The organism is Massilia sp. NBRC 108631, from assembly GCF_059704565.1.
Window position 1 is genome coordinate 41,928 of the sequence record NZ_BAAKJE010000245.1, and the last position, 18,714, is coordinate 60,641.

Sequence of the window (18,714 nt, forward strand, 5' to 3'; positions counted from 1 at the left end):
CGCCAAGCCACCGTCATCGTCCGTTTGCAGGTGTAACGAAAGTTATTTAAAGCTAATTTAAAGCGATCCATGCCAGAATTACCAGAAGTTGAAGTCACCCGGCGCGGGGTGGCGCCCCATATCGAAGGCCGCACCGTGCGCGGCGTGGTGCTGCGGCGCAGCGGCCTGCGCTGGCCCTTCCCGGCCGGACTGGAGCAGGCGCTGGCCGGCCGCACGGTGACCGCCACCGGCCGGCGCGGCAAGTACCTGCTGCTCAAGTTCGAGCACGGCACGCTGATCATCCACCTCGGCATGTCGGGCCACCTGCGCGTGCTGCCGCCCGGCATCCCGCCGCAAAAACATGATCATTTTGACCTCGTGGTGGGCGCGCACGCCGGCGGCGGGCCGCAGATCCTGCGCATGACCGACCCGCGCCGTTTCGGCGCCGTGCTGTGGCACGCCAGCGCCGACGGCGCGCTGGAGGAACACCTGCTGCTGCGCGGCCTGGGCGTGGAGCCGCTGGAGGGCGCCTTCACCGGCGAGCTGCTGCACCGCATGACGCGCACGCGCGGCGCGGCCGTCAAACAGGTGCTGCTGGCAGGCGACATCGTGGTGGGCGTGGGCAATATCTACTGCTCGGAAAGCCTGTTCCGCGCCGGCATCAATCCGAAGACGCCGGCCCGCCGCATCAGCCTGGCGCGCTACCAGAAGCTGGCGCAGGCCATCCGCGACGTGCTGGCCGAGGCCATCGTCCAGGGCGGCAGCACCTTGCGCGACTTTATCAGCGTCAATGGCCAGTCCGGCTACTTCCAGCAGAGCTATTTCGTCTATGATCGTACCGGCATGCCCTGCCGCGTGTGCGGCACGCCGGTGCGCCAGGTCAAGCAGGGGCAGCGTTCGACCTTCTATTGTGTGCAGTGCCAGAAATAAGAGGGAAGCATGGTCAGGGATCTTGAACAGTACAGTGCGTGGCGCCACGGCGTGGTGGTGGCGTTGCAGCAGTACCAGGCGTGGCTGCACGGCGCCGAACTGGCCGACGCCGCCACCGAGCAGCGCGTGGCGCGCACCCTGGCGCGGCTGGCCGACGACAAGCTGTCGGTGGCCTTCGTGGCCGAATTCTCGCGCGGCAAATCCGAACTGATCAACTCCATCTTTTTCGCCGACTACGGCCAGCGCATCCTGCCGTCCGCCGCCGGGCGCACCACCATGTGCCCCACCGAGCTGATGTACGACCCGGCGTGGCCGGCCTGCATCCGCCTGCTGCCCATCGAAACGCGGGCCGAGAACCTGTCCACCAGCGACTACCGCGAACACGCCTCGGCCTGGACCATGCTGCCGCTGGAGCTGGACTCGCCGGCCGCCATGCACGAGGTGTTCCGGCAGGTGAGCCTGACGCGCCACGTGAGCGTGGCGGAAGCCAAACGCTATGGCCTGTACGACGAGGACGACCCGGACATGCAGGTCACGCTGGACGACGACGGCATGGTCGAGATTTCGCTGTGGCGCCACGCCATCATCAACTTCCCGCACCCCTTGCTCAAGCAGGGCCTGGTGATCCTGGACACGCCCGGGCTGAACGCCATCGGCACCGAGCCCGAGCTGACCCTGAACCTGATCCCGCACGCGCACGCGGTGCTGTTCATCCTGGCGGCCGACACCGGCGTGACCAAGAGCGACATCGAAGTGTGGCGCAAGCACATCGGCAACGGCGCGGGCCGGCTGGTGGTGCTGAACAAGATCGACAGCATGTGGGACGAGCTGCGCAGCGACGCCGAGGTCAACGCCGAGATCGCGCGCCAGCAGGAGCACGCGGCGCACATGCTGGCCCTGGAGCCGCGCCAGGTGTTCCCGGTGTCGGCGCAGAAGGCGCTGGTGGGCAAGATCAACAGCGACGCGGCGCTGCTGGAGAAAAGCCGCCTCGGCCTGCTGGAAAAAGCGCTGTTCAATGAGCTGATCCCGGCCAAGAAGGACATCGTGCGCAAGCAGCTGGCGCAAGAACTGGGCACGCTGAGCGGCGCGCAGCAGGCGCTGGTGGGCGCGCGCCTGCGCGGCATCATGGAGCAGCTGCACGAACTGAAAAGCCTGCGCGGCAAGAACCAGAGCGTGGTGGCGCACATGATGCGCCGCATCGACGTGGAGAAGAAAGAGTTCGACAGCAGCCTGTTCAAGCTGCAGGCCACGCGCGCCGTGTTCACGCGCCTGTCCACCGAGCTGTACACCAGCCTGGGCATGGACATCCTGCGCGACCACGTGCTGGGCGTGCGCGCGGCCATGGACCGCAGCCGCTTTTCGACCGGCATGCGCGAGGCGGTGAAAATCTTCTTCGACAATATCAAGCGCGACTTGCAGGCGTCCGAGCACAAGACCACCGAAATCCGCGACATGATGGAAGTGATGTACCGTAAATTCTCCAGCGAGCATGGCCTGACGCTGGCGCCGCCGATGCCGTTTTCGCTGGAGCGCTACCGCGACGAGATTGCCGACATCGAGGACATCTACGACGCCCAGTTCGGCACCGTGACCCTGCTGATGACCAGCCGCGTGGTGCTGATGGAGCGCTTCTTCGACTCCATCGCCTCGGCCGTGAAGCGCTGCCTGAAGGCGGCCAACGCGGACGTGGAGGCGTGGCTGAAGGTGATCATGGCGCCGCTGGAGGCGCAGATCCGGCAGCACAAGGACCAGCTCAAGCACCGGCTGGCGTCGATCCAGCGCATCCACGACGCGACCGACAGCCTGGAACAGAAGATCGAGGCCTTCGAGCGCAGCCAGGCCGAGCTGGAGCAGCTCAAGGCGCGGCTCACCGAACTGTCCGGCAATATCAGCATCGCCATCAATGCGGAGTTCGTGGCGCTGGACGCCGCCGCATAATCCAAGGAATTCCATGAAACGTTTGACCCATCCGCTGGCGCCCGAAGGCGCGGCGGACTATGCCGACCCCACTTTTTCCGCCGACCTGATCGCCTGGCAGCAGCAACATGGCCGCCACACGCTGCCGTGGCAGAACACGCGCGACGCCTACCTGGTGTGGCTGTCGGAAATCATGCTGCAGCAGACCCAGGTGTCCGCCGTGCTGGGCTACTACGCGCGCTTCCTGGCGCGCTTCCCCACCCTGCGCTCGCTGGCCGAGGCGCCGGTGGAGGACGTGATGGCGCAGTGGAGCGGCCTGGGCTACTACACCCGCGCGCGCAACCTGCACAAGTGCGCGCAGCGCGTGGTGGCCGAGTACGGCGGCGTGTTCCCGTCCGACCCGGCGCTGCTGGCCGAGCTGCCCGGCATCGGCCGCTCGACGGCGGCCGCCATCGCGGCGTTTTCCGGCGGCGCGCGCGCGGCCATCATGGACGGCAACGTCAAGCGCGTGTTCGCGCGCGTGTTCGGCATAGCCGCCTACCCCGGCGAGAAGCAGGTGGAACAGGCCATGTGGCTGCGCGCCGAGGCGCTGCTGCCCGAGCAGGGCATCGAGTCGTACACGCAGGGGCTGATGGACATGGGCGCCACCTTGTGCACGCGCAGCAGCCCGGACTGCGGCCGCTGTCCGATGCAGCCGCGCTGCGTGGCGTTCGCCACCGGCCGCACCAAGGAACTGCCGGTGCGCAAGCCGAAGAAGGCGACGCCGGAGAAGCACGCCACCATGCTGGTGATCATCGACCGGGGCCAGGTGCTGCTGGAGCAGCGGCCGGCAACCGGCATCTGGGGCGGCCTGCTGTCCCTGCCGGAGCTGGACGGCCACACGCTGGCCGAGGACGACGACATCCCGCCGGCGGACCAGGCGGCGCTGCTGGCTGCGGTGCATGTGTTCGGGCAGATGGAGTCGCACGAGCGGCTGATGACGGTCACGCATGTGTTCACGCACTACAAGCTGCACATCGCGCCGCTGCTGGTGACCCTGGCCGAGCGCGCGCCGTTCGCCGCCGATGGCCGCCACGTCTGGCTGGACGCGTCCCGCGCGGCCGACGCCGCCCTGCCCGCCCCCGTCAAGAAGCTGCTGCTCGAACTGCTGGGCGACAGCGCCGCCGCGCAGGCGCGCATGTTCTAGCCGGCGCGGCTATCCCGCCATGCGCAGCACCGCCAGCGTGGTGCTGGCGGCCGCGATCACAACCGACAGGGTGGTGGCCATGCGTTCATCATGCGCCGCGCAAGGGCGGCGATCAAGTGGCGCGCACACGGCGCTTGACGCGGATCAGGTGACGCTACAGTTCTTCGAGCGAGAACAGGCGGCGGTGTTCGCGGATGGCGTAGCGGTCGGTCATGCCGGCGATGTAGTCGGCGATCTTGCGCGCCTGCGCGGTGGCGTCGCCGCTGGCATCGACGTAGTCGGGCGGCAGCAGCACCGGGGCGGCCATGAAGGCCTCGAACAGCTCGCGCAGGATGCGGCTGGCTTTCACCCGCATGCGGTTGACCTTGTAATGCCGGTACAGGTTGGCGCGCAGGAAGCGCTTCAGCTCGGTGGCGTCCTTGCGCATCTGGTCCGAGAAACGGATCAGCGGCGGCGCCCGGCGCACCTCGTCCAGATTCTTCGGCGCGGCGTCCAGCAGCAGCTGGCCGGAGGTGGCCAGCAGGTCGTCGGCCAGCGCCGTGATCAGGCGGCGCAGGGTTTCATAGATGGCGCGCCGGCCGCTCAGGCCGGGATGCGCGCGCTGCACGTCGCGCCACAGCCGGGCGAAGAATTCCACCTGCTCCAGCTGCGCTATCGTGATCAGCCCGGAACGCAGGCCGTCGTCGATGTCGTGGCTGTTGTAGGCGATCTCGTCGGCCAGATTGGTCAACTGCGCTTCCAGCGAGGGCTGGGTGCGGTCGATGAAGCGCTGCGCCACCGGCCCCAGCAACTTGGCGTTGGCCAGCGAGCAGTGCTTGAGGATGCCTTCGCGGGTTTCAAACATCAGGTTCAGGCCGTCGAAGGCGCCGTACTGTTCTTCCAGCGTGTCGACCACGCGCAGGCTTTGCAGGTTGTGCTCGAAGCCGCCGTGCTCGCGCATGCAGTCGTTGAGCACGTCCTGGCCCACGTGGCCGAAGGGCGTGTGGCCCAGGTCGTGCGCCAACGCCACCGCTTCCACCAGGTCCTCGTTCAGGCGCAGGTTGCGCGCCAGCGAGCGGCCCACTTGCGCCACTTCCAGGCTGTGCGTGAGGCGGGTGCGGAACAGGTCGCCCTCGTGGTTGAGGAAGACCTGGGTCTTGTATTCAAGACGGCGGAACGCCGTCGAATGGATGATGCGGTCGCGGTCGCGCTGGTACTGGCTGCGCGAAGCGTGCGGCGTTTCCGGATAGCGGCGCCCCACGCCCTGGTCCGAATGCACGGCGTACGGGGCGAGGTGGGCTTCGCTGCTCATCTCAGCCGGCCTGCACGCAGGCGGCCAGGGTCTCCAGCAGCAGGTCCTGCGGCGCGTTGGTGATGCTGGGGCTGCCCAGCGGCTTGAGCAGGATGAACTTGATGGCGCCGCCCTCGTTCTTCTTGTCCACTTCCATCAGCTCCAGCCAGCGCGCCGTGCCCAGGTCGGGCGCCACGGTGGGCAGGCCGGCGGCGGCCACCAGCGCGCGCACGCGCGCCACCGTGGCGTCGTCGACCAGGCCCATGCGGCGCGACAGGTCGGCCGCCATCACCATGCCGCAGCCGACCGCTTCGCCGTGCAGCCAGTTGCCGTAGCCCAGGCCGTTTTCAATGGCGTGGCCGAAGGTGTGGCCGAAATTGAGGATGGCGCGCAGGCCGCCCTCGCGCTCGTCCTGGCGCACCACGTCGGCCTTGATTTCGCAGGAGCGGGCGATGGCGTAGGCCAGCGCGCCCTTGTCGCGCGCCACCAGCAGGCCGATGTTCGCTTCGATCCAGTCGAAGAACTCGGCGTCGATGATGGCGCCGTGCTTGATCACCTCGGCCAGGCCGGCCGACAGTTCGCGGTCCGGCAGGGTTTCCAGGGTCGACGTGTCGGCGATCACCACGCGCGGCTGGTAGAACGCGCCTATCATGTTCTTGCCCAGCGGATGGTTGATGCCGGTCTTGCCGCCCACCGAGGAATCGACCTGGCTCAGCAAGGTGGTCGGCACCTGGATGAAGTCCACCCCGCGCATATAGCTGGCGGCCGCGTAGCCGGTCAGGTCGCCGATCACGCCGCCGCCCAGCGCCAGCAAGGTGGTCTTGCGGTCGGCCTTGGCAGCCAGCAGGGTGTCGAACACCGTCATCAGGCTGTCCCAGGTCTTGTACTCTTCACCGTCCGGCAGGATGATCTCGATGATGTCCTTGCCGTGCGCCTGCAGCGCGCTGCGCACGCCGTCCAGGTAGAGCGGCGCGACGGTGGTGTTGGTGACGATGGCGACCTTGCTGCCGGCCACGTAGCGCGCCAGCAGCGCGCCGTCGGCCAGCAGGGACGGTCCGATGGAAATGGGGTAGCTGCGCTCGCCCAGTTCGACGTTCAGGAGGATGGTGGTTTGTTCGTTCATCGATGGTTGTGCCGTGGTGACACAGTTGGGCGCGGCCTGGCAAGCCAGCGCGTCCAGCTGGTTCAGAATTGAGTGAACCATCGATTGTACGTTAGGTCGGCCGGTATCGACGACGATGTGGGCCATTTCCTCGTAGAGCGGCTCGCGCTGGGCCATCAGTTCTTCCAGCTTTTTGCGCGGATCGGCCGTTTGCAGCAGCGGGCGGTTCTTGTCGTGCGCGGTGCGCGCGAGGATGGAATTGATGCTGGCGCGCAGGTAGATCACCGTGCCGCGCTCGCGCAGCAGGGCCCGGCTGTCGGGATTGAGGATGGCGCCGCCGCCGGTGGCCAGCACCACGCCGCGCTGGGCGGTCAGGTCGCGGATCACGTCGGCTTCGCGGCGGCGGAAACTCTGCTCGCCCTCGATCTCGAAGATCCACGGGATGGAGGCGCCGGTGCGGGCCTCGATCTCGTGGTCCGAATCGATGAAGGTCAAGCCCAGTTTGCGAGCCAGGATGCGGCCTATGGTGGTCTTTCCCGCCCCCATCAGTCCGACCAGATAAATGTTACTGCCGTAAGTATCAGCCACTAATGATCCAATTTTCAGTTAAGCGGACACCGGCCGGGGCCGGTGCCGCAGCCGCCTCCTTACGGGCAGCTGAACCGCAGTTTAAACGGATAACTGGTTACATTGTTGCGCGGCGTGGTGATAGTCACGTTGAAAGTTGCATTTAGTGCCGTCAGGCAAGGTTTCGGCTGCACGCTGCCCACCGTGACCACGTGCGAGGACCCCACGCGCACCGTGTTGCTGTCGATGCCGGCGCCGGGGAAGACGCCCTGCACCGTGGCAGGCGAGACGCCGGTGGCGGCCGCGTTGACGGGGTTGGAAATGTCCACGCGGGTGCCGGCCGGCATCGGATTGTTGTTGATGTCGTTCAGCTGCAGGGTGAACACGCGCGAATCGTTGGCGCCCACGGTGCCCAGGTCGAACTCGGCGCCGCTCAGGCGTACCGCGGTCGGGCTGGCGGTGTCGGAGAACCACACGTTGTCGGCGAAGCTGCCGCTCAGGAAGATGCCGGTCTTGGCGAACAGCGTGTTGGTGCCGTCGGTGGTGCTGGCGCAGATGGTGGCCAGGCCGGTGCGGGGGCTGTCGCCGCTGACGCCGGGGCCGCTGCCGGAGTTGCATGGCGTGACGGGCAGGTTGGGCAGCGCGGTGCGCGGGTTCTGGGTGCGGAAGTCCACCGAGCAGCCGCCGTTGACGGTGTTGCAGGCGCCCTTGCTGGACGAGCCCACCGACGCCAGGTTGCTCTGGAACACCACCGGCAGGCCGTCCGGTACCGGATTGCCGGCCTGGTCGGCCACCAGGATGCTGACCGTGGTGGCCGGGGTGACCGGGCCGCTGTCGAAGGTCCAGCCTTCCACGTTCGGGCTGCCCACGCTGAGCGAGAAGGCTTGCTGCACCGGCTTGCCGGTGGTGACCACGATGGAGTCCGAGATGGTGGACACGGCCGGGTTGGCCGCCAGCGTGGCGGTGATGCGGAACGAGGTCGGCGTGCTGCCCGAGTTGACGGTGGTGATCACTTCGCCGTTGGCGTCGGTGCTGTCGCTGGCCTTGTTGATGGTCACGTCCACGCCGGCCGCCTTGCTGAAGTTGACCTGCTGGGCCGCAAGCGGCTTGCCGAAGATGTCCACCACCTTGAAGGTCAGGGTGGCCGTTTCGGTACGGCCGAAACCGCCCTCGCCCTTGATGACGATGGACTGGCTGACCGGCGCCGCGCCCACGAACTGCACCGACGCTGCCGACGGGCTGGCCACGGTCAGCGTGGCGCTGGCGGTGGCCGGGGTGGCCGCGCCGCTGTTGAGGGTGGCGGTAACCACGTCGTTATTGCCGCAGCCCTGGTCGCGGAACACCACTTGCGCGGTGCCGTTGCTGGTGGGCGCGGTGGCGGCCAGGGTGGCCTTGCCGGCGGTGACGCAGGCCGACGTGAAGTTGACCGTCATTTGCTGTTCGGTGTACTTGGTGGTGCCGGTCAGCACGTCGACCGCGATCACGGACGAGCCGTAGGCGCCGATGGTGGCCGGCGACAGGCGCAGGGGGCTGAGCGTGATCGCGGTGGCGCCGACGCTGTAGTTGGCGTCCGCCGACACGTTGGTGCCGCCCACGGTGCTCGAGGCGGTGACGGTGCCCGCGCCGCTGACGACCAGGCTGGCCGGGCGCATGGTGACGGTGGCCACGCCGTTGGCGTCGGTCAGCGTGGTCCCGGCCGACGGGGAAAACACCACCAGCGGCGAGCCGCCCGGCGCGCTGTTGGAGGCGAAGGTCACCAGCGCGTTCGGCACCACCTTGCCGTCCTTGTCCTTGACGGTGGCGCGCGCCGTCAACGGCGCCACGCTGGTCAGCGCATTGCTGGCCGTGCCGCCGCTGTTGACCAGCGCCAGCGCGATGGTGGGCGTCTGCACCACCGGTGTGGTGGTGCCGCCGCCGCCGCCCGGATTGACCGCGCCGGGATTGCCGCCGCCGCCGCCGCACGCCGCCAGCAGGCCCGCGCACAGCGACAGTGCCAGCCATTCCTTGAATTTTTTCATCATGCTGTTTTCCGTTGTAATCATAAAAAATCTGGTTGCGTTAGCGGGCCGGGGCTCAGCGTGCGGACAGCCGCTCGGCGACAATCTTCGGCGTGATAAAGACCAGCAATTCGGTCTTGTCGTTGGTGCGCGAATTGGTGCGGAACAGATAGCCCAGCACCGGTACGTCGCCCAGCAGCGGCACCTTGCTCACGCTGTTGCGCTCGGTCTGCTGGTAAATGCCGCCCAGCACCACGGTGCCGCCGTTGTCAACCATCACCTGGGTCTTCACGTGCTTGGTGTCGATGGCGAAGCCGGCCCGGGTTTCCTGGCCCACGCTGTCCTTGTTTACGTCCACGTCGATCACCACGTTGCCGTCCGGCGTGATCTGCGGCGTCACTTCCAGCCGCAGGTTGGCCTTGCGGAACACGATGGAGGTGGCGCCGCTGCTGGTGGCCACCTGGTAAGGCAGTTCCAGGCCCTGCTCGATGATGGCCACGGTCTTGTCGGCCGTCACCACGCGCGGGCTGGAGACGATCTTGCCGGTGCCGTCCGCCTCCAGCGCCGACAGTTCCAGGTTCAGGAAGCGGTTGGCGGCCGAGGAGAACAGGCTGATGGCCAGGCTGCCGGCGGCGGCGCCGTTGATGGGCGCGGCCGGCAGGTTGACGAACTGGGTGTTGTTGAAGCTGTCGTTGGCGTTGGCGATGCTGACCTGGCCGGTGGTCTGGCCCACGCCGGTCAGGTTGCCGCCGATGCCGATGCGGGTGTTGCCGCCGCCCAGCTGGTAGCCGGCGTCGCCGCCGCGGATGGTGCGCATGTCGGCAAAGCCCAGCTTGGCGCCCAGGTTGCGGGTGAAGGAGTCGCTGGCCTCGACAATGCGGGCCTCGATCAGCACCTGCTTGGAGGCGATGTCGGTCTTGGCGATCAGCTTGCGGATGTCATCCAGCTTGGAAGCGATGTCGGTGACGAACAGCTGGTTGGTGCGCGGCTCGATGATGGCGCTGCCGCGGCGCGACAGCACGCGGTTCTTGGCGTCGGCCGCGCCGTCCAGGCCGAACACGGTCTTGAACGATTCGGCCTTCTGGTAATTGAGCTGGAAGATTTCCGACTTCAGCGGCTCCAGGTCGGCGATCTGGGCGCGCTGCTCGAGCTCCAGTTTTTCCTTGGTCAGCAGTTCTTCCTTGGGCGCGATCCACAGCACCGAGCCGTTCTTGCGCATGTCCAGGCCCTTGGCCTGCAGCACCACGTCCAGCGCCTGGTCCCACGGCACTTCCTTCAGGCGCAGGGTCAGGTTGCCGGCCACGCTGTCGCTGGTGATGATGTTCAGGCCGGAAATGTCGGCGATCGCTTGCAGCGCGGCGCGCACTTCCACGTTCTGGAAATTGAACGACAGCTTTTCGCCGCGGTAGCCCTGGGTGCCCTGGGTCAGCTTGTTGGGGTCTTCCTTGATCGGCTTGACGTCCACCACCAGCTGGGTGTCGCTCTGGTACACGCTCTGCTCCCACAGGCCCTTGGCCTCGATGGTCATGCGCACATTGTCGCCTTGCGGCACGGTGGTGATCTGCGACACCGGCGTGCCGAAGTCGGTCACGTCCAGGCGGCGGCGCAGGGTCTCCGGCAGGCCGGTCTTGAGGAAATCGATCACCAGGCCGGCGGCGGTGGGGCGCACGTCGACTGCCACCTGGCTGTTCGGCAAGTCCACCACCACGCGGCCTTCGCCGTTGGCGCCGCGCCGGAAGTCCAGGTCGCGCAATTGCTGCTTGCCCGCCGCCGCGGGCGCCGCCGGCTGCTTGACCGGCAAGCCGGTGGCGTCGACCGCCGTGGCCAGGCCGCCGGAACCGTCGATGGTGAGGATGACGGCGTTGCCGTCGATGGCGGTGGCGTAGTTCAGGCTGCGTTTCAGGTTGAACACCAGGCGCGAGCGCTCGCCGGCCTGCACCACGTTGACGCTGCGCAGCTCGCCCTGATTGATTTCCTGGGTGGTCTTGCCGCTGGCGTTGACGGTGGCGCCGAAGTCGAGCGCGATGCGCGGCGGGTTGGTGATGGCAAAGCCGATCGGCAGTTTTTCCGGCGCGTTCTTCAGCGCGATCTTGACGATCACGTTGGCGCCCTGCTGGTTGGTGGTGATCGATTCGATGGCGTTGCCCGGCTGGGCCCGGGCCGGGATCCAGGCCAGCATGGCGCAGCACAGCGCCGCCAGCATGGCGGCGCCCGGCAGCCTCTGTCGGAACGCGGAAGTGTAAAGGCGGTTCATTTTTGGTTCTCCTTGCTTTCCTGCAGTTCCAGCTTCGACATGCGTTCGACCCAGTCGCCGGTGGCATCCTGGACAATTTCCTTGACGTTTACGGCGTCCTCGGTGATGCCGGTGATCAGGCCGTAGTTCTGGCCCACGTGCTGGCCGGCGCGCACCTGGTACACCGCCTTGTCGACCTGCAGCAGGGCGTACACCACCTTGGCCTTTTCCATCGTGCCCACCATTTTCACGGTGTCGAGCGGGAAGGTCTCGAGGAACTCCTTGCGGCGCTCCATGTCCGGCTTGAGGCCGCCGCCCGGCTTGCGGTCCAGCCGCGCCAGCTCGGCCAGCAGCTTGTTGGGGCTGAACGGGTCGATTTCCTGCTGCGCCGCATAGGCGTAAGGCACGAACGTCTTCGGCTCGCTGATCGGCTTGACGGCCACCACGGCCTGGCCGTCGACCTGCTTCATCCAGTCGCGCACTTCCTGCACGTCGCTGTCGCCGCAGCCGGCCAGCGCCAGCAGCCCGGCCAGCGCGAGGGCGTGCCGCTTATCACGCAGCGTATCAAGGCGCTTGCTCATTTTTTGGCCGCCTTTTTCTTGTCGGCGGCCGCCTTGCGCTGCGCCGCCACTTCGTCGGGGTCCAGATAGCGGAAGGTCTTGGCCACCGCGTCCAGGGTCAGGTTGCCGTCCTTGCCGGCCGTCAGCGCCATATTGTTCAGCGTGACGATGCGCGGCAGGTTGGCCATGTCGCTGGCGAAGGCGCCGATGTCGTGGTAGTTGCCGGACACCTTGATGTCGATCGGCAGCTCGGCGTAGTAGTCGCGCACCACCACCTGGCCCGGCTTGAACAGTTCGAACTGCAGGCCGCGCCCGAGGCCGGCCTGGTTGATGTCCGACAGCAGCGCGGCCATCTCGGCCTTGCTCGGCAGCTGTTTCTGCAGCCGTTCCACGTACTGGTCCACTTGTGCTTTCTGGGCCCGCAGCGCTTCCAGGTTGACCGCCTGCTGGGTCTTGATGGTGTATTCGCCGCGCAGCCGCTGCTCCTCGGCCACCAGCGCTTCCTTGGCCTCGAACTGGCCGCTCCAGTAGGCGAAATAGCCCAGCGCCGACACGCCCACCACCATGGCCACCGCGCACAGCAGGCGCGGCGCCAGCGGCCACTGGCCGGGATGGCGGCCGCCCAGGCCGCGGAACTGGTCCGCCAGGGCGGCGCTCGCATCTTTGATATCTATCGCCATGGTCGGCCCTCAGTTCCTGGCCGCAGCCATTGCGCCGGCGTTGGCGCCGGCCGCAGGTTTGGCGCCCGGCTTGCCGTCGGCCGGCTTGTCCTTGTCGCGCGGACGCTTGATGCTGACGATCATGTTGAACTCCACCACCTTCTTGGCCGTCTTGCCCTGGCCCAGGCCGGTCGACTTGACTTCGATCAGGTCCGGCCGCTCCAGCCACGGCGAGACCCCGGCCACGTTGCGCAGCAGCTCCGAGACCCGCTCCTGCGACTGCGCATAGCCCAGCAGCGTGACCTTCTGGCCCTCCTGCTTGAAGGCGCGCAGGTAGACCCCGGGCGGCATGTTCTTGACCAGTTCGTCCAGCAGGAACACCGGCTGGTTGCGGTCGCCCTGCAAGTCCTCGACGGCCTGCTGGCGCGCCTTGAGCGCTTCGATTTCCTGCTTCAGCGTGGCGATCTCGACGATCTTCTTGTCCAGCACCACGATGGCGTCCTTGATGACCTTGTTGCGCTGCTCCTGGATCGAGATGCCGCGCGCGTTGTAGCCGCCCACGGCCAGCACGATGGCCGCGCCGATCAGCGCGCCCAGCACCAGCAGTGCGTAGAACGCCGCCTTCTTTTGCTTGCGCTTGGCCTCGCGGTGCGGCAGCAGATTAATATGGATCATCAGCCAAACCTCCGCATGGCCAGGCCGCAGGCCACCAGGTAGGCCGGCGCCTCGGCGCGCAAGGCTTGCTCGCGCACGCCCGGTCCCAGCTGCATGCCCTTGAACGGCGAAATGACGGCGCTGGAAATCTTGCTGCGGCTGGCCACGATGTCGAGCAGGCCCGGGATCAGCGCACAGCCGCCGGCCAGGAACAGCTGGTCGACCCGGGTATAGGGCGTGGAGGTGTAGAAGAACTGGATCGCGCGCGTCACTTCCAGCGCGGCGCTTTCGAGGAAGGGCGCAAGGATGTCGGCGCCGTAGCTGTCCGGCAGCTCGCCCGACTTCTTGCGCGTCTCGGCCTCGTCGAAGGCCATGCCGTAGCTGCGCACGATCTCCTGGGTCAGCGCGTTGCCGCCGAACGGCGCCTCGCGCTCGTATATGGTGGCGCCGTCCAGCAGCACCGAAATATGGGTGACCTGAGCGCCAATCTGGAACAGCGCCACGATCTGGCCGGCGCCGCCTTCCGGCAACTGCACCAGCACCCGGTCCAGCGCGGCGCGCGCGGCGTAGGACTCGACGTCCATCACGGTGGCCTTCAGGCCGGAGGCCTCGGCGATGGCGACCCGGTCCTCGACCTTTTCGCGGCGCGAGGCGGCCAGCATCACCTCGATATCGTCGGGGGAATTGGGCGCCGGGCCGATCACGTCGAAATCGAGGCTGACCTCGTCCAGCGCGAACGGGATGTACTGGCTGGCTTCCGATTCCACCTGCACTTCCAGCTGGTCCTCGGCCATGCCGGCCGGCAGCACGATCTTCTTGGTGATCACGGAGGCCGGCGGCATGCCCAGCGCGGCCAGCTTGGCGCGCGTGCCGCTTTTCTTCCACACGCGGCGCAGCGCGTCGACCACCTGCTCCATGTTCTCGATATTACCGTCCACCACGGCGCCGCGCGGCAGCGGCTCGGCGGCGTAGCGCTCCAGGCGCCAGCCTTCCTTGCCCGCCTGCGACAGTTCCACCAGGCGCACGCTGGAGGTGCTGATGTCCACGCCGATCAGCGGGGGGTTGCCGCCACCGAACAGGCTGCCGAGATCCAGGTTCATATTGCAACACCTGTGGTTGAATGCATAAGGGAACTCGTTTGAAAACCAGCGTTTAGGAGACAGAAGTGATGCGGTACATTAAATCCTAGCAATAAGATGAATCCAGTGTAAAGGTATTTCTACTGCGCACAATTGGCCGTCTGTGCGCGTTTCGCCACACTTTCTCCGCCCCGTTTTCCCTCTGTGTGAGCGCAAGAACAACTAAGTTGTTTTGTTACTCAGAGTTAATATTTCCTGATTTCCGGTAGGATGCGGAAGGCGCCGCTGCTATCTGGGCTCGCTTATAATGGGCCGGATAACCATAGCGAAACCATAGCGAAAGAGCCAAGCGCATGAGCACTGCCCAATCTGCCAAAGCCTCCCCTTCCCGTTCCAAGAAAATCCTGCTGACCGCGCTGGCCTCCTTGCTGGGCCTGGCGATGGTCGCGGTACTGCTGGTGGTGTTCGGCCTGGCGATGGCCTACCCCAACCTGCCCGAGCTGGATTCGCTGACCGACTACCGTCCCAAGATGCCACTGCGCATCTTCTCGGCCGACAATGTGCTGATCGGCGAGTTCGGCGAAGAGCGCCGCAACCTGGTGCGCATCCAGGAAATCCCGGACGTGATGAAAAAGGCCGTGCTGGCGATCGAGGACGACCGCTTCTACGACCACGGCGGCATCGATTACGCCGGCATCCTGCGCGCGGCGGTGCACAACGCCACCGGCGGCGCGCGCCAGGGCGCCTCCACCATCACGCAGCAGGTGGCGCGCAACTTCTTCCTGTCCAGCGAGCAAACCTTCAAGCGCAAGATCTACGAGATCCTGCTGGCGTGGAAAATCGAGAAAAACCTCAGCAAGGACCAGATCCTCGAGGTGTATATGAACCAGATCTACCTGGGCCAGCGCGCCTACGGTTTCTCGTCGGCCGCACAGATCTATTTCGGCAAGAATCTGAAAGACATTAGCGTGGCCGAGGCGGCCATGCTGGCCGGCCTGCCGAAAGCGCCGTCGGCCTACAACCCGGTGGTCAATCCCAAGCGCGCGCGCACCCGCCAGCAATACATCCTGGTGCGCATGGCGCAGCTGGGCTATATCAGCGACGCGCAGTTCCAGGCCGCCAAGGCCGAGCCGCTGAAAGTGAAGACCGACAGCAGCGAGTTCGGCGTGCATGCCGAGTACGTGGCCGAGATGGCGCGCCAGCTGGTCTACGAGCAGTTCAAGGAAGACACCTACACGCGCGGCCTGAACGTGTTTACCACCATCACCAAGGCCGACCAGGACGCGGCCTACCTGGCGCTGCGCCGGGGCGTGATGGAATACGAGAAGCGCCACGCCTACCGCGGCCCGGAAGCCTACATCGCCATCCCGGCCAACAAGGAAGAGGCGGACGACGCCATCGAGTCCGAACTGGCCGGGCATCCGGACAGCGACGACATCGTGGCCGCCATGGTGCTGAACGCCACGCCGCAGAAGGTGACGGCGGTGACCGCCACCGGCGAGGAGATCGCCATCACCGGCGCCGGGCTGGACATGGGCAAGTCCTGGCTGTCGGAGAAGGCGGCGCCGAACAAGCGCATCCGCCGCGGCGCCGTGATCCGCGTCATGCGCCAGGAGAAGGACTGGGAAATCACCCAGATGCCGGAAATCGAATCGGCCTTCGTGGCCGCCTCCACCGAGGACGGCGCCATCAAGGCCATGGTGGGCGGCTTCGACTACAACCGCAACAAGTTCAACCACGTGACGCAAGCGTGGCGCCAGCCCGGCTCCTCGTTCAAGCCCTTCATCTACTCGGCCTCGCTGGAGCGCGGCCTGTCGCCGGCCACCGTCATCAACGACGCGCCGATTTCCTTCGACGCCGGCCAGACCGGCGGCCAGGCCTGGGAACCGAAGAACTACGACGGCAAGTACGAAGGCCCGATGACCATGCGGCGCGGCCTGACCAAGTCCAAGAACATGATTTCGATCCGCATCCTGCACCGCATCGGCGCCAAGTACGGCCAGGAGTACACCACCCGCTTCGGCTTCGAGGCGGAGAAGAACCCGCCCTACCTGACCCTGGCGCTGGGCGCCGGCGCGGTGACGCCGCTGCAGATGGCCGGCGCCTACGCGGTGTTCGCCAACGGCGGCTACCGGGTGTCGCCGTATCTGATCTCGAAGGTGACGGACGCCAACGGCAAGGTGCTGTCGCAAGCCAATCCGGACCGCGCCGGGGTGGACGCCAACCGCGTCATCGACGAGCGCAACGCCTTCCTGATGGACAGCATGATGAAGGACGTGGTGCGCTTCGGCACGGCCACCAAGGCGCTGTCGCTGAAACGGCCCGACATCGCCGGCAAGACCGGCACCACCAACGATTCGATCGACGCCTGGTTCGCCGGCTACCAGTCCAAGCTGGTGGGCGTGGCCTGGATCGGCTACGACCAGCCGAAAAACCTGGGCAACCGCGAAACCGGCGGCGGCCTGGCGCTGCCGATCTGGATCGGCTACATGGGCAAGGCGCTGAAAAATATCCCGATCGAAGAGCGGGCCGTGCCGGAAGGCATGATCGTGGTGGACGGCGAGTACTACTACGCGGAGAATCCGCCGGGCACCGGCGTGACCAGCCTGGAAGGCGCCACGCGCGCCACGCCGGCCGAGGAGAAGGCCAAGGACGCGGTCAAGAACGAGTTGTTCTAAGCCAAGAAAAAGGGGCCGCCGGCCCCTTTCTTCATGCTTCGCTGATCACCACCGGCGCGCCGCCCTGGGCGGTGGTGATGTCGGACAGCGCCGCGAACAGTTCCGAACCGTCGCGGGTGTTGATCCAGCGGCCGTCGATGCGCTTGTAGTGGAAGCCGCCGGACCGGGCGGCCACCCACAGCTCCTGCATCGGCGCCTGGCTGTTGACGATGACCTTGGAGCCGTTGTCGATGAACTCGATTTCCAGCACGTTGCCGCTGCGCTTGCATTCGACGTCCACCATGTCCTGGTCGTTCAGGCGGTCCAGCGCGGCCTCGATGGCGTTCAGGGTGGCGTCGGCCAGGGTCAAAAATTCTGTTTCGGTCATGCTACACTCCAAGCTCTCTAGTCAAACTGTGATTTTAATCGTGAAGTCCACATTAGCGCTGCAATTCACCGCGCTGGCCTGCACCGCCGCCCTGCTGGGCGGCTGCGGCCAGCAAGGCCCGCTGTATTTACCCAAACAGCCTGCCAAACCCGCCTCTGCCAATACCCAGGGCAAACCCGGCGTGGCGCCGCCGTCCGCCCCCGTGCCTTCGACTCCTCCCGCATCCCAACAATCGTCCGCTAAATAAGCCATTCCATGTCGCAATTTTCTTACCAGAACGGCGTGCTGCACGCCGAAGGCGTCTCGCTGAGCGCCATCGCCGAACAGTACGGCACCCCAGCCTACGTGTATTCCAAAGCGCAGCTGCTCGATAACTTTGCATCATACGCCGATGCTTGCCGAGGGCGCGATGCGCTGGTCTGCTACGCCATGAAAGCCAACTCCAACCTGGCCATCCTGGACCTGCTGGCGCGCCAGGGCGCGGGCTTCGACATCGTGTCGGGCGGCGAGCTGCTGCGCGTGATCGCCGCCGGCGGCGACCCGAAGAAGGTGATCTTCTCCGGCGTGGGCAAGAGCGTGGAAGAGATGCGCCTGGCGCTGCAGCACGACATCCTGTGCTTCAACGTGGAGTCGATCCCGGAACTGCACCGCCTGAACGACGTGGCCGGCAGCATGGGCCGGCGCGCGCGCGTGTCGCTGCGCGTAAATCCCAACGTCGATCCCAAGACCCACCCCTATATCGCCACCGGCCTGAAGGCCAGCAAGTTCGGCGTGGCCTTCAGCGACGCGCTGGCCACCTACCGCGCGGCGGCGCAGCTGCCGCACCTGGACGTGGCCGGCATCGACTGCCACATCGGCTCGCAGCTGCTGGACGACGCGCCGCTGCTGGAAGCGCTGGACAAGCTGATCGAGCTGATCGACGCGCTGGGCGACGAGGGCATCCACCTGCACCACCTGGACCTGGGCGGCGGCATCGGCGTGGACTACGGCGACGAGGAAGACGGCGCGCCGGTGGCGGTGGCCGACTACCTGGGCCGCGTGTTCGCGCGCGTGGACGCGTGGCGCGCCGAGCGCCACGCCGGCCGGCCGATCAAGGTGATTTTCGAGCCGGGCCGCTCCATCGTCGGCAACACCGGCGTGCTGCTGACCAAGGTCGAGTTCATCAAGCATGGCGAGGAAAAGAACTTCTGCATCGTCGACGCGGCCATGAACGACATGGCGCGCCCGGCACTGTACCAGGCGTGGATGGACATGCAGCCGGTGGTGCAGGCCGACGGCGGCGCGCTGTACGACGTGGTCGGTCCGATCTGCGAGTCCGGCGACTGGCTGGCGCGCGACCGCGCGCTGGCGGTCAAGGAAGGCGACCTGCTGGTGATGAAGACGGCCGGCGCCTACGGCATGACGATGGCGTCCAACTACAACACGCGCGGCCGCGCGGCCGAGCTGATCGTCGACGGCACCCAGGTGCACGTGGTGCGCCAGCGCGAAAACCCGGCCGACCTGTTCGCGCTGGAGTCCGTGATCAAGTAACGCCGC

15 protein-coding genes are annotated in these 18,714 nt (G+C 66.6%); 6 read left to right on the plus strand and 9 right to left on the minus strand.

Going from position 1 to position 18,714, the window contains the following annotated elements:
* The first annotated feature begins 69 nt into the window (after positions 1–69).
* The 3 genes from mutM to mutY are packed head-to-tail and all read left to right on the plus strand — an operon-like array spanning position 70 to position 4,012.
* Complete coding sequence (gene mutM / locus AC6H42_RS26420; RefSeq protein ID WP_057158316.1) at positions 70–909, plus strand: bifunctional DNA-formamidopyrimidine glycosylase/DNA-(apurinic or apyrimidinic site) lyase; 840 nt, start codon at positions 70–72, stop codon at positions 907–909.
* A gap of 9 nt (positions 910–918) precedes the next feature.
* On the plus strand, positions 919–2,847 hold the full coding sequence (locus AC6H42_RS26425) for a dynamin family protein (RefSeq protein ID WP_497549320.1): 1,929 nt from the start codon (positions 919–921) through the stop codon (positions 2,845–2,847).
* A gap of 13 nt (positions 2,848–2,860) precedes the next feature.
* A complete protein-coding gene (mutY, locus tag AC6H42_RS26430) occupies positions 2,861–4,012 on the plus strand; it encodes an A/G-specific adenine glycosylase (RefSeq protein ID WP_497549321.1) in 1,152 nt (383 codons plus the stop codon).
* 154 nt (positions 4,013–4,166) lie between these two features.
* Here mutY and AC6H42_RS26435 read toward each other — a convergent pair whose 3' ends face one another.
* The 8 genes from AC6H42_RS26435 to AC6H42_RS26470 all read right to left on the minus strand — a co-directional run bounded on the left by AC6H42_RS26435 (position 4,167) and on the right by AC6H42_RS26470 (position 14,154).
* Positions 4,167–5,303, minus strand: a complete 1,137-nt coding sequence (locus AC6H42_RS26435) for a deoxyguanosinetriphosphate triphosphohydrolase (protein WP_497549322.1) — start codon at positions 5,301–5,303, stop codon at positions 4,167–4,169.
* Between the two features lies 1 nt (position 5,304).
* Positions 5,305–6,930, minus strand: a complete 1,626-nt coding sequence (gene aroKB, locus AC6H42_RS26440) for a bifunctional shikimate kinase/3-dehydroquinate synthase AroKB (RefSeq protein WP_057158320.1) — start codon at positions 6,928–6,930, stop codon at positions 5,305–5,307.
* Between the two features lie 101 nt (positions 6,931–7,031).
* The gene (locus AC6H42_RS26445) at positions 7,032–8,972 is read right to left on the minus strand and encodes a hypothetical protein (RefSeq protein ID WP_497549323.1); all 1,941 of its coding nucleotides are present in this window, start codon (positions 8,970–8,972) and stop codon (positions 7,032–7,034) included.
* Between the two features lie 52 nt (positions 8,973–9,024).
* A complete protein-coding gene (locus AC6H42_RS26450; protein ID WP_057158374.1) occupies positions 9,025–11,151 on the minus strand; it encodes a type IV pilus secretin PilQ in 2,127 nt (708 codons plus the stop codon).
* Positions 11,152–11,198: 47 nt separating this feature from the next.
* Positions 11,199–11,762 (minus strand): pilus assembly protein PilP, encoded by a 564-nt coding sequence (locus AC6H42_RS26455; RefSeq protein WP_497549324.1) that lies wholly within the window; start codon positions 11,760–11,762, stop codon positions 11,199–11,201.
* The gene (locus tag AC6H42_RS26460) at positions 11,759–12,421 is read right to left on the minus strand and encodes a type IV pilus inner membrane component PilO (protein ID WP_057158323.1); all 663 of its coding nucleotides are present in this window, start codon (positions 12,419–12,421) and stop codon (positions 11,759–11,761) included. The genes AC6H42_RS26455 and AC6H42_RS26460 overlap by 4 nt, the downstream gene beginning before the upstream one ends.
* A 9-nt stretch (positions 12,422–12,430) precedes the next feature.
* The gene (locus AC6H42_RS26465) at positions 12,431–13,075 is read right to left on the minus strand and encodes a PilN domain-containing protein (protein WP_057158324.1); all 645 of its coding nucleotides are present in this window, start codon (positions 13,073–13,075) and stop codon (positions 12,431–12,433) included.
* Positions 13,075–14,154 (minus strand): pilus assembly protein PilM, encoded by a 1,080-nt coding sequence (locus tag AC6H42_RS26470; protein WP_057158325.1) that lies wholly within the window; start codon positions 14,152–14,154, stop codon positions 13,075–13,077. The genes AC6H42_RS26465 and AC6H42_RS26470 overlap by 1 nt, the downstream gene beginning before the upstream one ends.
* Before the next feature lie 332 nt (positions 14,155–14,486).
* On the opposite strand from AC6H42_RS26470, the gene AC6H42_RS26475 reads away from it, so the two are divergent.
* The gene (locus tag AC6H42_RS26475; RefSeq protein WP_057158326.1) at positions 14,487–16,811 is read left to right on the plus strand and encodes a penicillin-binding protein 1A; all 2,325 of its coding nucleotides are present in this window, start codon (positions 14,487–14,489) and stop codon (positions 16,809–16,811) included.
* Positions 16,812–16,842: 31 nt separating this feature from the next.
* On the opposite strand, the gene cyaY is transcribed toward AC6H42_RS26475, so the two are convergent.
* Positions 16,843–17,178 (minus strand): iron donor protein CyaY, encoded by a 336-nt coding sequence (gene cyaY / locus AC6H42_RS26480; RefSeq protein ID WP_057158327.1) that lies wholly within the window; start codon positions 17,176–17,178, stop codon positions 16,843–16,845.
* A 40-nt stretch (positions 17,179–17,218) separates the two neighbouring features.
* Between cyaY and lptM the strand changes: the two genes are divergently transcribed.
* Positions 17,219–17,425 carry an LPS translocon maturation chaperone LptM gene (lptM, locus tag AC6H42_RS26485; RefSeq protein WP_229418371.1) on the plus strand — a complete coding sequence of 69 codons (207 nt, stop codon included), beginning with the start codon at positions 17,219–17,221 and terminating at the stop codon, positions 17,423–17,425.
* 8 nt (positions 17,426–17,433) lie between these two features.
* Positions 17,434–18,708 carry a diaminopimelate decarboxylase gene (gene lysA / locus AC6H42_RS26490; protein WP_057158328.1) on the plus strand — a complete coding sequence of 425 codons (1,275 nt, stop codon included), beginning with the start codon at positions 17,434–17,436 and terminating at the stop codon, positions 18,706–18,708.
* Positions 18,709–18,714 lie beyond the last annotated feature (6 nt).